Source organism: Chryseobacterium lineare (genome assembly GCF_977014045.1).
In genome coordinates this window covers 2,304,693-2,319,676 of record NZ_CDRNIQ010000001.1, presented here as the reverse complement: position 1 = coordinate 2,319,676, position 14,984 = coordinate 2,304,693, and the positions used below count along the sequence as shown (strand labels likewise).

The 14,984-nt window shown below is 39.7% G+C and carries 16 protein-coding genes; 8 read left to right on the top strand and 8 right to left on the bottom strand.

All coding sequences use genetic code 11. The features are described 5' to 3' along the window. The first annotated feature begins 38 nt into the window (after nucleotides 1–38). Complete coding sequence (locus tag ACWNCI_RS10205) at nucleotides 39–407, top strand: winged helix-turn-helix transcriptional regulator (RefSeq protein WP_449388215.1); 369 nt, start codon at nucleotides 39–41, stop codon at nucleotides 405–407. Between the two features lie 34 nt (nucleotides 408–441). Here the strand turns inward: ACWNCI_RS10205 and ACWNCI_RS10200 are convergent, their stop codons facing one another. Beyond that, nucleotides 442–981, bottom strand: coding sequence for a GNAT family N-acetyltransferase (locus ACWNCI_RS10200; protein ID WP_449388214.1), 540 nt, complete (start codon nucleotides 979–981; stop codon nucleotides 442–444). 33 nt (nucleotides 982–1,014) lie between these two features. Beyond that, nucleotides 1,015–1,347 carry a hypothetical protein gene (locus tag ACWNCI_RS10195; RefSeq protein ID WP_346984423.1) on the bottom strand — a complete coding sequence of 111 codons (333 nt, stop codon included), beginning with the start codon at nucleotides 1,345–1,347 and terminating at the stop codon, nucleotides 1,015–1,017. Nucleotides 1,348–1,713: 366 nt separating this feature from the next. Here ACWNCI_RS10195 and pafA point away from each other — a divergent pair, with 366 nt between their 5' ends. Beyond that, the gene (gene pafA / locus ACWNCI_RS10190; protein WP_449388213.1) at nucleotides 1,714–3,360 is read left to right on the top strand and encodes an alkaline phosphatase PafA; all 1,647 of its coding nucleotides are present in this window, start codon (nucleotides 1,714–1,716) and stop codon (nucleotides 3,358–3,360) included. A 268-nt stretch (nucleotides 3,361–3,628) separates the two neighbouring features. On the opposite strand, the gene ACWNCI_RS10185 is transcribed toward pafA, so the two are convergent. Then, the gene (locus tag ACWNCI_RS10185) at nucleotides 3,629–4,225 is read right to left on the bottom strand and encodes a Crp/Fnr family transcriptional regulator (RefSeq protein WP_346984426.1); all 597 of its coding nucleotides are present in this window, start codon (nucleotides 4,223–4,225) and stop codon (nucleotides 3,629–3,631) included. A gap of 540 nt (nucleotides 4,226–4,765) precedes the next feature. Here ACWNCI_RS10185 and ACWNCI_RS10180 point away from each other — a divergent pair. The 3 genes from ACWNCI_RS10180 to ACWNCI_RS10170 all read left to right on the top strand — a co-directional run bounded on the left by ACWNCI_RS10180 (nucleotide 4,766) and on the right by ACWNCI_RS10170 (nucleotide 8,453). Then, entirely contained in the window at nucleotides 4,766–5,308 is a 543-nt protein-coding gene (locus ACWNCI_RS10180) for a hypothetical protein (protein ID WP_449388212.1), read from the top strand. Nucleotides 5,309–6,006: 698 nt separating this feature from the next. After that, nucleotides 6,007–7,611, top strand: coding sequence for a fibrinogen-like YCDxxxxGGGW domain-containing protein (locus tag ACWNCI_RS10175; protein WP_449388211.1), 1,605 nt, complete (start codon nucleotides 6,007–6,009; stop codon nucleotides 7,609–7,611). A 107-nt stretch (nucleotides 7,612–7,718) separates the two neighbouring features. Next, entirely contained in the window at nucleotides 7,719–8,453 is a 735-nt protein-coding gene (locus tag ACWNCI_RS10170) for a DNA-binding domain-containing protein (protein ID WP_449388210.1), read from the top strand. A 934-nt stretch (nucleotides 8,454–9,387) separates the two neighbouring features. Here the strand turns inward: ACWNCI_RS10170 and ACWNCI_RS10165 are convergent. The 5 genes from ACWNCI_RS10165 to ACWNCI_RS10145 form a co-directional block, all read right to left on the bottom strand. Next, nucleotides 9,388–9,669 (bottom strand): barstar family protein, encoded by a 282-nt coding sequence (locus ACWNCI_RS10165; protein ID WP_449388209.1) that lies wholly within the window; start codon nucleotides 9,667–9,669, stop codon nucleotides 9,388–9,390. Between the two features lie 37 nt (nucleotides 9,670–9,706). Further along, nucleotides 9,707–10,210: a ribonuclease domain-containing protein gene (locus tag ACWNCI_RS10160; RefSeq protein ID WP_449388208.1), complete on the bottom strand. Its 504-nt coding sequence runs from the start codon at nucleotides 10,208–10,210 to the stop codon at nucleotides 9,707–9,709. 100 nt (nucleotides 10,211–10,310) lie between these two features. Beyond that, nucleotides 10,311–11,102, bottom strand: coding sequence for an NAD(+) synthase (nadE, locus tag ACWNCI_RS10155; RefSeq protein ID WP_449388207.1), 792 nt, complete (start codon nucleotides 11,100–11,102; stop codon nucleotides 10,311–10,313). 62 nt (nucleotides 11,103–11,164) lie between these two features. Next, complete coding sequence (locus ACWNCI_RS10150; RefSeq protein WP_449388206.1) at nucleotides 11,165–11,689, bottom strand: GNAT family N-acetyltransferase; 525 nt, start codon at nucleotides 11,687–11,689, stop codon at nucleotides 11,165–11,167. Between the two features lie 4 nt (nucleotides 11,690–11,693). Further along, a complete protein-coding gene (locus tag ACWNCI_RS10145) occupies nucleotides 11,694–12,332 on the bottom strand; it encodes a leucine-rich repeat domain-containing protein (RefSeq protein WP_449388205.1) in 639 nt (212 codons plus the stop codon). A gap of 50 nt (nucleotides 12,333–12,382) precedes the next feature. Here ACWNCI_RS10145 and gldB point away from each other — a divergent pair, with 50 nt between their 5' ends. The 3 genes from gldB (at nucleotide 12,383) to ACWNCI_RS10130 (ending at nucleotide 14,981) form a co-directional block, all read left to right on the top strand. Then, entirely contained in the window at nucleotides 12,383–13,369 is a 987-nt protein-coding gene (gene gldB, locus ACWNCI_RS10140) for a gliding motility lipoprotein GldB (RefSeq protein ID WP_449388204.1), read from the top strand. 60 nt (nucleotides 13,370–13,429) lie between these two features. After that, a complete protein-coding gene (gene gldC / locus ACWNCI_RS10135; RefSeq protein WP_449388203.1) occupies nucleotides 13,430–13,756 on the top strand; it encodes a gliding motility protein GldC in 327 nt (108 codons plus the stop codon). A gap of 85 nt (nucleotides 13,757–13,841) precedes the next feature. Beyond that, nucleotides 13,842–14,981 (top strand): cystathionine gamma-synthase, encoded by a 1,140-nt coding sequence (locus ACWNCI_RS10130; protein WP_449388202.1) that lies wholly within the window; start codon nucleotides 13,842–13,844, stop codon nucleotides 14,979–14,981. The last annotated feature ends 3 nt before the right edge of the window (nucleotides 14,982–14,984 follow it).

Here is a 14,984-nt window from a genome sequence, read left to right as displayed (position 1 = left end):
CATTTGCAATAACTATCCAATCTGATAGTCTTAATAAAATGAAAAACGAATGCATCGGTAACTATGTTAAAATTGGTGATAAGAAATATCCATGTTCGGTAAGTCTGGCCATGGATCTTGTAGGCGGAAAATGGAAAACCGTTATTCTATACCATCTTAAAGACGGTGAAAAACGATATAGCGAGCTTAGGAAAGAATTATATTCAGTTACAGAAATGACTTTGAGCCTTCAGTTGAAACAACTGGAAAAAGACGGACTGGTCTCCAGACAGGTTTTTGGAATAAAACCTCCGGTGAAGGTAGTGTATGCACTGACTGATTTTGGGAAGACATGTATTCCTGTGCTGGAAGCAATTACAGCGTGGGGGAATCAGATTGTAGAAAAAAAAGGAGAGTATATAGAATGAAAGTTATTATGAAAAGCTTATTATCTTAAAATATTTATTTCATTAAATCAAAGCTCATAAACAAGGCTGTTTCCGCAGAATCATTGTATAGTTTTGTGTTAATGCCGGTTATCGCAAAGCCAGCTTCCTGATAAAATTTAATAGCCTGATAATGGGTATTCTGGGTTTCCAATTCTACGATTCTGCATTGCAGCTCCCGCGCTTCACGGTTCACTGCTTTAATCAGTAATCTTGCGATGTTCTGACCTCTGAAGGCTTTGCTTACTAAAAGACCTTCAATGAAAAGACTGTTGTTCCATGATCGAAAGTCACCAACAATCCAGCCTATGAGTTCACCTTCGTAATAAGCTCCAAACGAATGACCCTGACTGATAATAGAATTCAGTCGGTGAATATCATCTGTATTGATATTCCCGATTTTAGTGTATGGCTGTTTTTTCTCCCGTAAGTTAAATTCAAAAGTGTTTCCTGCATCAATAGCAGACACCACAAATATCTTATCGGTTGTGTAGCCGTTGTCTCCCCATCCAAGGGCTGGATTGCCGGTCAGCATTTCAAGTTTTCTGATTTCCATTGATGTATTGAAAGTCGTTAATATTCTTTGAAATTAGTTTGATCGACGGGGCTGCTTAGCGCTGAACATATTACCGCATGTAGCATACAGCACCACCTGCAAAATAATCAGCACAGAGATCACGGCTACCCGGATCATCGCATTTTCAGTAAACCGGTTTCTGATGGCTTCCATATAACTTATTTTTTCAATCGTGAATTCCTTAAGGCTGGTGATATCCGTAGATTTGTTTACTTTGTCAATATCAGAGCTGATCTCAGCCTCGTTGAGGGTGGTCGCTACATTGATCAGATTGATGTTGCTGACGAAAAGCCATGCGAATAAAAGAATGGAAACGAATAAAATAAAAGGTCGGAGAAGTTTCATTTGTTGTGTATTAATAGTGATTTGATATTTGCCAAATTTAAATAATTTGAAACAAACTCCATACAAATAACATACCTTAAAGTTTTAAAAAACAAATTGATAAGCTGTTTCTACATATTTTTTTGCTCTGAACTCTCCATAATTTATCATCTTAAAAAACTTGGGATCTTTTAGAAGTGAAGTGGCTTTAGGTAATCTAAAAACATAAACTACATAAAAATCTTTCAAACCCGGCGGTAAAACAGGGAGTATGATTAATAACGGATAATCAATATAATTAAAATGTCGCGGCGGTAAAATTTAAATAAAATTTCACATACGAAAATCTCAAAACCCTTACATTTGCCTCAATAAAATTTTTACTGAATGCTTAGGAAAATTTCGATCGCCGCGGCAGCTATTTTGTCCGTTACAGCGATCAACGCGCAGAAGATTAAAAATTCCCAACTGGAACGACCGAAACTTGTAGTAGGCCTTGTAGTAGATCAGATGAGGTGGGATTATTTGTACCGTTTTTACAATAAATATGGCAATGACGGTTTCAAAAGATTACTAAATACAGGATATTCTCTGAATAACGTTCACATCCCTTATGTCCCAACCGTGACGGCATTGGGACATACCTGCATCTATACCGGTTCGGTTCCTGCCATTCACGGGATTGCAGGAAACGACTGGACAGACAAGGAAACAGGCAAAAATGTCTATTGTACCACCGATGAATCTGTAAAAGCGGTAGGAACGACCAATGCAACAGCAGGAAGCCATTCTCCGAAAAACCTTTGGTCAACGACTGTTACCGATGAATTGAGAATGGCAACCAATTTTCAGGGTAAAGTAATTGGTGTATCGCTCAAAGACAGAGCTTCCATTTTACCGGCGGGTCATACTCCGAACGGTGCTTTCTGGTTTGACGATTCTACCGGAGATTTCATTACCAGCAGCTGGTATATGAATGATCTTCCGCAATGGGTGAAATCTTTTAATTCACAGAAAATGCCGGATAAGCTGGTAGCAAACGGATGGAATACGCTGCTTCCGATCAGCCAGTACACAGAAAGCTCACCGGACAATTCTGCCTGGGAAGGATTGCTGGGGAGTGCAAAAACTCCGGTTTTCCCTTACAGCAATTTAGCTGCAGATTATAAGGTTAAAAAAGACAACATCCGCTATACGCCTTTTGGAAATACCCTGACATTGAAGCTGGCGGAAGCTGCGGTGGAAGGAGAGAAATTGGGAGGTGATGATGTGGTGGATATGCTCGCCATCAATCTGGCATCAACGGATTATGCAGGTCATAAGTTTGGTCCCAACTCTATTGAGGTGGAAGATGTTTATCTAAGACTGGATCAGGATCTGGCGCAGTTTTTTAATTATTTAGATACTAAAGTCGGAAAAGGGCAATATACCGTATTCCTTTCTGCGGATCACGGAGGAGCGCATTCCGTAGGTTTTTTACAGGAGCATAAAATCACCACCGGCTTTTTCGGAGACGGAATGGAAAAAACCATGAACGATAAGCTGAAAGAAAAATTCGGGGTGGATAAACTGATCAACGCAATTGATAATTACCAGATCTACTTTGACAGAAAGCTTCTGAAAGAAAATAAACTCGATCTGGATGTTGTAAGAGACTTTACCGTTAAAGAAATAGAAAATAATCCGGATGATTTGTATGCCGTTTCAGTAACAAAGGTACAGGAATCCACCATTCCGGAACCTATCAAACAGAGGATCATCAATGGGATCAACAGGCAGAGAAGCGGTGACATCCAGCTGATATCGCACGATTCCATGCTTCCGCCGTATTCCAAAACCGGAACAACGCACAGTGTCTGGAATTCATACGATTCACACATTCCACTGATCTTTATGGGTTGGGGAATTCAGCACGGTGAAAGTAATAAAGCATATTATATGACGGATATTGCTCCTACAGTTTCCTCTTTACTGAAAATACAGTTTCCGAGCGGAAATGTAGGAAACCCTATTACGGAAGTGATCGGAAAATAATTTCGGAGATATACAATTAAAATCCCTAACATCAGCTGTTAAGGATTTTTAATTTTAAAAATGTTCAGACTTTTTTATTTAACCACAAAAGCTACAAAAGATTAGAAATTTCTATCTTAAGAAATTTTTATAAAAGAAGAAGTTGCCAATAGTTTTTAAAAATCTTTGATTTTTATTCTTTTGAAATCTTTGATGAGTTCATAAAACTTTTTAAACTTGTCTTTTGTAGCTTTTGTGGTTAAATTTAATTTTAGTTTCAACAGTTTTTTTATACAAATATCTTTGTGCCGTCGATTTTCAGCATATTCTGCTTTTCCATTTTTTTGATGGTCCGGATTACGGTTTCTATCCGCATACCCGTGATCGAAGCGAGCTGCTGCCGGGTGTAAGGAACATGGAAAGAAAATTTATCATTAAAACCGAAATTGCTCTTCACATGATGCAGGATAAGATTTAGTTTCGTTATCGGATCCTGAAAAGAGAATGGGGCAGAGGTAATGTGCTTGTAGCGCATACGGTCTGCGGTATAAGAATACATAGTAAAGATCAGCTGTGGCTTTTTCAGAAGAAGTTCGATCAGCTTATTTTTTTCAAGTTTTATAATTTCACAATCGGTGACAGCGATCGCATTTACCGCATATTTCTTATTGCTAAAAAGATAGCTTTCGGCTAGGCAATGACCATCGAAAGGCATCGAATGGATAAACTCTTTGCCGTCTTCCAGGAAACTGCTTATTTTTACCATGCCGGTTTTTATCTGCAAATAATACTTCGGAGTACTCTCTTCTTCAAAGATATACTCACCGGAATTATAATTTTGTTGCTCAGCACCATGGGAAAACAAGAGGTTTTCGCATATGATCATAATCTAACTGTTATTTATTTGAGATAAAAATAACAAATAAACATATTGATTAAAAATTTATTAATACCACATACATGCCTTATACAGGGAGATACAGAGAAGTGTACTGAAATGATAGAGTGATAATTCAGATTTTTTCTAAGGGTTCTTTGTGGCCGTTATAATTTCGTTGAAGGGCTGTGCGCAAGGTTGATTTATAATTATATATTTTATTCAACCGCACATGACTGACAACTCCCTTTTTCTCTGAAACTCTTTATTGATGGGCTTTCCTGAGGGACAGTAAAGCATCACAAAAAAAGTAGTCTATCGTAGACTACTTTTTTCAGCTACAAATGTAAACAAATTCTTTTTACTTCCAAACACAACAAATTGTTTTCTAATTTCTTAGTTTTGTTCATCATAAAGTCTTTAAAGAAAAACTTGTAGCAAAACAGCCGGAATTTACATCCCGTTTTACACCTGTTTTTTAAGAAGTTTTGCTATGGTGAGCCTTGTATGTAAGAAAGTAGTCTACGATAGACTACTTTCTTACAAAACATGAGACTACAAATGATATTTCCCTCTAAAGCCCTCTCCCTCCAACGCAAAAGCGTGGTATTGTTGTGCTCTTTTGTGGTCATCGTTTCATCATTGTTGAGCGCTCAAACTTTTGTATCCTCTGATTCTGTAGTCTTTGTATCCGAAGACTCGTATTTGTATGCAGATTCTCCAATATATATTTCCGGTCAAAACCTGAGAAAAGCATCTTTTAAGAAGTGGTCCGGGGTTTTGATCAAAACTTCTTGTTCCAAAGTTTCTCGTAAGAAGTCCCTAGATAGTCCAACGGAAAACACATATTATAAAATCAGTCCAACAGGCAAACACAATCTGGGATTATTTTCTAATTCATCTTCAATAGCTGTTATCGGAACTTCTTCTCAAATAAAGTTGCAACATAAAACAATAGCATCTTTCTTTTTTGTATTCATAAGCGCAAGAAGGGATCAAGAAAAACATATTCGTATTACTTCTCATCCTTTTCAGCTAAAACATATCACCATCAATCATTTCGGTCGTCCTCCGCCTGTGTTTCAATCATAAGGTGCAAGAGTTTTTTAACACATCAGTCACATGAGAAATAAGGTTACAACTTTGAAAACAAAAAGAACACATCAGTTTATGAAAATCAAAGATTTTCATTCGCAGCAAATGGTCATTCACTATCCACTCTGTTTGTCATCCCGTAGGGATCTCAGCAAAGAAAATCACACAACATTAGTGAATTGAGTGTTTAACCATCAGTGCCATTTGTGTTTCGTCAATTCGAGTGTTTTTTCGTAACAAGGTGAAGAAAAAATATATCGAGAATGACATTTACCCTCAAACTCACAAACTTCTCGATATGATTTTTTCAAAATCTACTCGAAGTGACTAGCCTGTCGAAGCTATTATTGAGTCGGAGGGTTTGAGAGTGGGAGGGTCTTAGGGTCGGAGTGTCGTCAATTCGAGTGTTTTTTCGTAACAAGGTGAAGAAAAAATGTATCGAGAATGACATTTACACTCAAACTCACAAACTTCTCGATACGATTTTTTCAAAATCTACTCGAAGTGACGACACTCCACACTCAAACTCTAAAACCCTCCGACCCTCCAACTCTAAAACTCTGCGAGCTCTTATAAGTGAAACGCCTTTGTGAAACTTAAAAACGCATCATATATAAAAAAATCTTCGTGCACTTCGTGTTCAAATAAACCAAAGACAATTAAAGTCATCAAAACAAACTCATAAATACAAAACAATGAAACATTTTATTACAATGGCTGTTGTATTCATCAGCCTCATTATTAAAGCTCAGGTGGGGATTAATAATACCGACCCGAAAGTAACCCTCGATATCACCGGAAAAACGACGGACGGCAGTAGAGCAGAAGGATTAATCATTCCTCAATTAGAAGGAGATAAGATCAAAATTGCTGACACAAAATATACTCCTGACCTCAAAGGAGCGATTATTTATGCTCTTTCAGCGGTTGCTTCTCCAAGTACCAAAACTGCCAATATTACCGCCGAAGGATACTATTATTTTGACGGCAGCGTATGGCAAAAGCTTTCTAATTCTTCTGTACCGGCAGTAGTCATTACATCGTCGGCTCTTAATGGAACGTATAAGGCAGGGACAGCAATGACAGCTTCTAATACATTTACTGTTACCATAACCAATAATTCTTTCAGTACCGCTACGATTGCTTTTAGTACCTCAGACTTGGCTCTCTCTGGGGTTACCGGTCTTTCGGTAGCTTCCGTGAGTACAGCTTCCAGCACGTTGATTGCAGGAGCAAGTGTGACGGTAACTTATACTTTATCCGGAACTGCGACTGCCTGTGGAACGCTTACGGCGACGTGGAGTAAGCTTACACTGAGTTCGATTAAAACATCTACGGTGATGCCTAACTTTACCTGTAGTGCAGGATCTTGGGTAAGTGTATTACCTGAATACAGACTCAATGGACTGATCAACGGAACATCTTATTCAGGAACCTATACCTTACCATATACCGCGGGAGGAAGCTCATGTGCTTACACAGGTGAAACCATTACCCAGAGCGGACTGACACTTACGCTTACCGCAGGTAACTACAGTGCTAGTGGAAATCTTACTTATACTTTATCCGGTACCTACACAGGTACAAGCAATGGAGCGGTAACTTTTACAACAGCGGGAGGATGTACCATCTACCTTGGACCTTGTGCAAGCTGTAAGGAAATTCTGAATAAAGGACTGACAACAGCAGATGGTGTTTATTATGTAGATATCGATCAGGCAGGAAGTACTTATGCTCCTGTTAAAGCGCAATGTGATATGACGACTGATGGAGGGGGCTGGACATTAGTGCTAAATTATCTTCATTTAGGCGGAACAACTCCTTCTCTTGCGGTGAAAACTACTTCACTTCCCATTATTGGAAGCACTAACCTTGGAGGTGATGAAAGTGGTAGTAGCATGAACTGGGGACATCTTTCAAACAGTATGCTCAATGCAATGAGTTTCAGTTCCATTCGTTTTTATGGGAAAACAAATGCTCATACCAGAGTTATACATTTCAAAACATCTCTTGCTAATGGTATTTCATATATAAAGACAGGGACAGGTGATTTTTCTGGACTATCAAGCAGCTACACAGCACTACCAGGGCATACAGCATTGTTACTTTCTATGGGTGCTTTTACCATAACTCCTAACCAAGGTGATCAAGCATTAACCTATTTCCCATTCTATAGTATTGGGAGTAATACTTGGGGAATTTCAGCAGTAAGAGTTGGCTATACTAGTAAGTCTTGGGAAGTGGATGATTATCCAAATAACGCATCAAACTCAACATATCACCAAGTTTGGGTAAAATAGACGCATGATATCGAGAATATAGGATCCTTGAACCTATCCTAACAGGGTTGAGAACCCTGTTAGGGTATATCACAATAACTTTAACAATTATTTAAAAATATACAACAATGGCAACAATTCTTCACAGAATCAAAGCTTATCTGTACGATAACGTTTTAACCAAAGACAATCCTAATGATTTCACCGCTAAAACAGCCAGCGAACGCAGTCTCAATGTACAGCAGATCTGCCAATCAGCTGCTAACCGTGGCGGGGCAGACATCTCGGCCTCAGCGATGGAGCATGCCACAGAACTGTTCCTTAAAGAAATGGCGTATCAATTGTGTGATGGGTATTCTATTAATACCGGTTACTTTACAGCCAATACCACCATCCGTGGGGTATTCGACAGTCCGTCGGAGACATTTAACAAAGATAAGCACAGCATTATCTTCCAGTTCAACCAGGGAGAAAAGCTGAGGGCAGAGATTCCAAACATTGAAGTCGAAATCCTGGGTGTGGCAGAATCTTCTGCGGTGATCTTGCAGGTAACAGATGTGAAGAGTGGTTCGGTAAATGATCTTCTTACTCCCGGCAGAAACCTGAAGATTGCCGGAAGCAAGATCAAAGTAGCGGGTAATGATCCTTTCATCGGGGTATTCTTTGTCAATACTACATCCGGTGTGAGAACGATGGTCGAAGAAAGCGATATAGTGACCAACAATCCTTCGGAGCTTATTGTCGTGATTCCTGCATTACCGGCAGGCACCTATCAGCTGGAAGTGGTAACGCAGTTTGCAGACAGCAGCCTACTGAAGCAGCCAAGAACGGCATTGTTGGATAAGCCGCTTACAGTAGGGTAGCTTACATTATGCTGCAGACCGGACGGTGCCACACGTACTGTCCGTTCACTGCCATCAGTACTGTCCGTTCACTGCCACTCGGGCGGACCGGTCAGTGCCACAGGTACAAGGGTTTTAATTATTAATATGATGCACTCCGGTTTGGGAAAGATTTTCTGGCCGGAGTTTTTTGTGGCTTCGACTCCGCTCAGCCACCATTGAACGGATGCGATCCCTTCCCTTGTCATCCCGTAGGGATCTAAGCCCGAATCTTTCCATGCTAACTTTAAGAGCTGTGCCAGATTTCCCACGGAACGACAAAGAGTTGTAAAATGCCGGTGACTGGCTCTCGAAGTCACATCTTCATTACATCATTGGAATGGATTTCAAACGCCACGGCGCAAGGTTTTATTTAAATGATTGCGTATATTTTTCGTTCGCAATGGTACCTCGGCAGGCTCAGTATAAACTATAACACGGGGTGGTTCAAGAATGCTTCCTACACAACTACCTCCATTCTATCCATCCCAATTGTCATCCCATAGGGATCTAAGCCCGAATCTTTCTATGCAACTTTAGAAACTATGTCGAGATTCCTCCGGAAATCGAAGATTCGACGGAGTCAATGACAAAGTGGGCGCGGATAGTTTGAGAGCGCCAGGGTATGAAGGTTTCTGCGGAATGACAAAGAGTTGTAAAATGGCGGGGCTGAGGCTACTCGAAGGCCCGGTTGAATGGATGATCAATGGTTTTAGAAATCATTTCGGCGAGCCTTTGGCTCGCCGAAATGATTCGAATTGTCGTTGACAGGATTTTATCCTGTCCTGATATAAGTCGTCCCTTCAGGACTCCCTGTTTGTGTCTTTTAAATGCTTTAATAATAATGTCTCCCGATTCCTGCCTGAATGACAAAGCACAGGAGTATCTCCCGAATCCACATTCTTACTAAAGCGACTTACTCTTCATACTGTTCAAGAAAATACGTAAATGTAAATGCATCTACTTCATCTTCTGCATCCTCAAGGGTAGTGAGGAGATCTTCAAACGTTTCGAGCTGATCGACTGTCATATTTACGAATTCAAGGTGAAGCGGCATTTCAAGTTCGCCGGTGATCACATCCGAAAGTGCATCCAGATTATCGCCAAAATGTTCCGGCAGTGGTAGTTTTTCTTTTAATTGTGCATAGAAGTCTTCATAATCTCCTATGTCTGTAAAATCGATATATATTGTTTTCATATTTTTATATAATTCCTTTCTCGTTTTCAATTTCCGGTTATTGCTTTTCAAAGCTTTTATAATGATCTTTCGTCAGGTACACCTCACCGTTTTCTGTAAATACAATACGGTCGCCATTTCTGTTGCCGCAATGATAGTTGACATCGGCCTCGAAATAAGACAGCCCTTCAGGCAATGATTTTTCACGGTTACCGAACCTGTCGCCGCCAATGGCTTTTCCCGGAAGGACTTCACAGAGGTTCCCTTTTGAAGGATCCCAGCCCTGTTTTCTGGCTTCGTTTTTAGTGATGTAAAAATCAGGAAGCTTATGGTTCTGCTTTACAAAACTGATCACGGTTTTGTCTTCCGTAAGCTTATCAATGGATTGCTGCTGAGCGGAAGAAGTAGTTTCTGGCAGGGGTTCTGCGCTGCTGTATTCGATGACGGGCTTTGAGCGGTCTATCTTTTTATCTGCAATAAAATTATTGTAAACATACATCACGGACATCCCGAAAAGAAGCCCCAGGCAGATGAAAAATAGCGGTCTTGTTTTATTATTCATAAATATTAAATAGGTGTGAATTGTCAATTACTTTGTAGTGAATCGTCAATTGTAAAAATTGGATTATAAAATTCACAATTGACGATTCACTTATTCACATTTATCCTCTCCATTCTTCCGGAATATCGCAGATCGGAATAGGAACCATTTTATGTTTGGCGGCTTTATGCATTCTGTCGAAGATCACAAATACCTCCTTATCGCGGCCTTCATAATCTTCCACGGCTTTTGTGCCATATTCTTTCTGGATTTTTTCCAGTTCGGGATAGGTGGCTCCTATCTGGTCTTCATCGGTTCTGTCGGCATCCCAAAGCCCGTCTGTCGGGATCGCATTCTGGATACTTTCAATTAAATTTAAAGCTCTTGCCAGCTCATACACCTCAGTTTTATAAAGATCTGCGATGGGCGAAACATCAACACCGCCGTCGCCATATTTGGTGTAAAATCCGATTCCGAAGTCTTCCACCTTATTTCCGGTACCACATACTAAAAGCCCGTGGAGTTGCCCGAAATAATATAAGGTCAGCATTCTGAAGCGTGATCTTGTATTGGCCAGCGCCAGGTTGTTGCTCCATCTTCCTTCTATGTGATCGTGTACGGTTTCTTCAAAGCTTTCGAAAACGGGCGTCAGGTTGATGGTTTTTCCCTGCACGTTAGGAAATCTCTTTTTCAGATCTTCCATGTGATCCTGTGCACGGTTTATCTGGTCTTCTTTCTGGCGGATCGGCATTTCTACCAGGAGAACTTCCAGTCCTGTCATGGCACAAAGGGTAGAAACCACTCCCGAGTCCACCCCTCCGGATACCCCGATGACATACCCTTTTACATTGGCCTTTACTGCATAATCTTTCAGCCAGTTGACGATATGATCTATTACTTTCTGTGTCTGCATTGTTTATATTTTAAATATGTTTTAGATAAGAAGTTTCAAAATTAAATGTTTTGAAAGAATTATTAAAGATAATTTTCATGATTCAGCTCGTACCAGAAGCAGATTCCGTCGGGTTCTGTAAATTCTCCTGTCTGTCTGAAGCCCAGCTTTCTCAAAATATGATTGGAGGCTTGGTTTTCAGAATGAGCGTGAGCGTAAATAATGTCAAGTTTTAAACCATTAAACCCGAAATCAAGAGAAGCTTTTGCAGATTCTAATGCATAGCCCTTTCCCCAAAATTCAGGGATAAAACGATATCCGAGGTCATACACATTATTGTAACCATTCACTTCCTGGTTCAGAAGCTTTAATCCGCTCCATCCGATGAGCAGGTTGCTTTCCTTTTCGATCACGGCAAGTCTGCCGACACCATGGTCTGCATATTGCTGCCCGATCATTCTGATAACGTTTTGGGATTCGCTGATGTCAGAAAGGGGAGGCGTTCCTATGTATTTCATCACTTCAGCGTTCGAGTCTAGAAGAAACATACGTTCCCCATCAGTTTCTTCAAATTTTCTGAGAATCAGTCTTTCGGTTTCCAGATGCATACTTTTATTGTTGATGAAATCCAAAAATGGTTACGTCCTGAGCTCCTTTTCTGACCTCGGACTCCTTTAAAGGATTTCCTTTAATATTCAAAGTCTGAAGCTTCAGATTCTGTGAGATATCCAGCTTTTGGATCTGGTTATGTTCCAGGTTTATATTTTTAATGTTTTTAAGGCTGCTGAGATCAATAGCCTTAATTTTATTTAAAGATACAGTTAATTGACTAATTGCAGGAGTAGATTTCAGCGAAATATTTTCAATCCTGTTGTTATCAAGATATAGAGAAGTAAGGTTGATAAGGCGTTCTGCTTTAAAGGTTAATATGTTACATCCCGTGCAGGAAAACAGCTGAAGTTGATCCATATTGCTGACGAAGATATCAGGAATATTGTTGCCGTCCAGCACGATCATTTTTGCATTTTTAAAATAGCGGAGATCTTCTGCAACAGTGATCCCTTTGCTTACGAGGAAAAGATTTTCAATCCGGTCAGCTTCAGGTTGGGTAATATTTCCGTCTTTATTGAGATCAAAATTTTCCAGAACCGCTTTTTCCAGGTTTTTGTCTTTAAAAATAAGTTTTTGAGCCTGAAGAAAAGGGAAGGTTGAAATGAGAAGCAAAGAGGATATTATTTTAAATTTCATCATTGAATTGTGTTTAAATCATTATTTTTGTACACTTAATTTCATGTAAAAGTATGAAGATTTTCAGAATTGCAGCACTTTCGTTGGTATTGGTTTTAGGATTAAATTCCTGTAAAAAAGAGTCTGAAAACAGATGGAAGGTTGAAGTGAAAAATCCTGCTGAAAAGGTAGAGATCACGGATATTTCTAAAAGATTTTATGACGCAAATGTTCCTTTGGATCAGTTTAAAACAGAGTTTCCATGGTTTCAGGGAACGGTGAGTGATGCCGACTTTTCAAAGCGCAGAGCAGATCAGGAGGAAATCAAGATCTACAAGGAAGCCATCGGTAAAATAGACGAGAAGAAGCTTCAGGCAGATCTTCAGGATCTTTTCTCTCACATTAAATATTATTTCCCGTCATTCAAGAGTCCGAAAGTATATCTTTTTTCATCCGCCCTGCAGATGGTGCAGGATCCTATTTTTTATGATGCTAAAGGGAATCTGCTGTTCATAGATGTAACAGGTTTTATGGGGGAAGGCAATGCTAATTATAAGGGGCTTGAAATGTATTTCCAGAAATCCATGAACCCGAATAATATTGTTCCGAAAGTTGCACAGATCTATGCAGAAGGTTTTGTGAAAGAATCTCCGGATCATCAGAAGTTTATCGATATGATCATTCTCAACGGTAAAATCATGATTCTGAAAGATGCTTTTTTGCCTACGTATCCGGATTATCTGAAAATGAATTATACACAGAAACAATACGAATGGGCAGTATCCAACGAAGCCAATATCTGGAATTATTTTGTGGAGAATAACCTTATTTTCGGCGATGACCACAGGCTTGAAGACCGTTTCATTGCTCCGGGACCTTTTTCAAAGTTTTATACGGAAATCGACAATTCGTCTTCACCACAAATCGGAATTTTTACGGGATGGCAGATCTGTAAAGCATACCTTAAGCAGAAACCTGAAACCAAACTTCAGGATTTCCTGAATATGGATGCAACGGTGATTTTTAACCAGTCTGGATATAAGCCGAAATTAGATCAATAAAAATCAGAAATGAAGCTGTAATACAGCTAAGAAATAGTAGAATTTAGAAAAATAGAAGTTATGAGAAAAACTCAGATTACGATAGATGTAGAACTGGATGAAAACCACATCCCTGAAAATATCACCTGGAATGCACAGGATGGCGGAATAGAAAAGGAAGAAACAAAGGCAACGATGATTTCCGTTTGGGATGAAAAGAATATGGAAGCATTGAGAATCGACCTTTGGACGAAAGAAATGCCCGTAGACCAGATGAAGATGTTTATTCATCAGATTTTAGTGTCTCTGGGAAATACCTACCAGAGAGCAACCGGCGAGGAAGATGTAGCTCAGTGGATGGAGGAAATGGCAGAAGAATTTGCCGTAAAATCTGCGATAAAAATGTAAGAATTAATATAACAATGTATCAGTCTAGCAATGTAACAATTATTGGTAAACTGGTACATTGATACATTGTTAAATTATTAAGATTATGAATTTCAATACAAAAGTAATACACGGTGGGCAACACCACGAATCTGCGACGGGTTCTGTAAATGTTCCTGTATTTTTAACGTCAACATTTGCACAGAAAAGTCCGGGAGTACACTCCGGATATGAATATTCCAGAGCAGCAAACCCTACCAGACAGGCGTTGGAAGATTCCCTGGCAAGCATAGAAAACGGAGCAAGAGGACTGGCTTTCGGGTCAGGTCTTGCGGCAATTGATTGTGTGTTAAAACTATTAAATCCCGGTGATGAGGTGGTAGCGGTAGATGATCTTTACGGAGGAACGTACAGAATGTTTACCCGACTTTTTGAAAAGTATCAGCTGAAATTTACCTTCGTGAATTTTGATGATGTTTCTAAAATCGCTGACGTCATTACTGATAAAACGAAACTGATCTGGGTAGAAACGCCGACCAATCCTTTAATGAAACTGGTGGATATAAAGGCAGTTGTGGAAGTGGCAAAAGGAAAAGATATTCTTGTTGCCGTAGACAATACATTTGCCACCCCTTATCTTCAAAGACCTATTGATCTGGGAGCTGATATTGTGATGCACTCTGCGACAAAATATTTAGGAGGACACTCCGATGTGATCGCCGGTGCTTTAGTGGCAAAAGATGCTGAACTGGGAGATAAGCTTCATTTCATCCAGTTTGCAAGCGGCGGAATTCTAGGTCCTCACGATTCTTATTTAGTATTAAGAGGAATCAAAACATTAGCATTAAGAGTTCAGCGACATTCTGAAAACGGAATGGCCGTGGCAAAATATCTTGAATCCCATCCTGCCGTAGACAAAGTAATCTATCCTGGGTTAGAATCTCACCCTCAGTTTGAGCTGGCAAAATCTCAGATGAAAGATTTCGGAGGAATGGTTTCTTTCACTTTCAAATCAGGTAAAAAAGAAGATGCGATCAAATTTTTGGAAAAAGTAAAAGTATTCACATTAGCTGAATCTTTAGGCGGAGTGGAATCTTTGGCAAATCATCCGGCTTTGATGACTCACGCTTCCATCCCTGCAGAAAAACGTGCAGAATTGGGAATTACAGACGATTTAGTTCGTTTAAGCGTAGGAATTGAAGATGCGGAAGACCTGATCGCAGATCTGGAAAGAGCATTTTCTTAATCT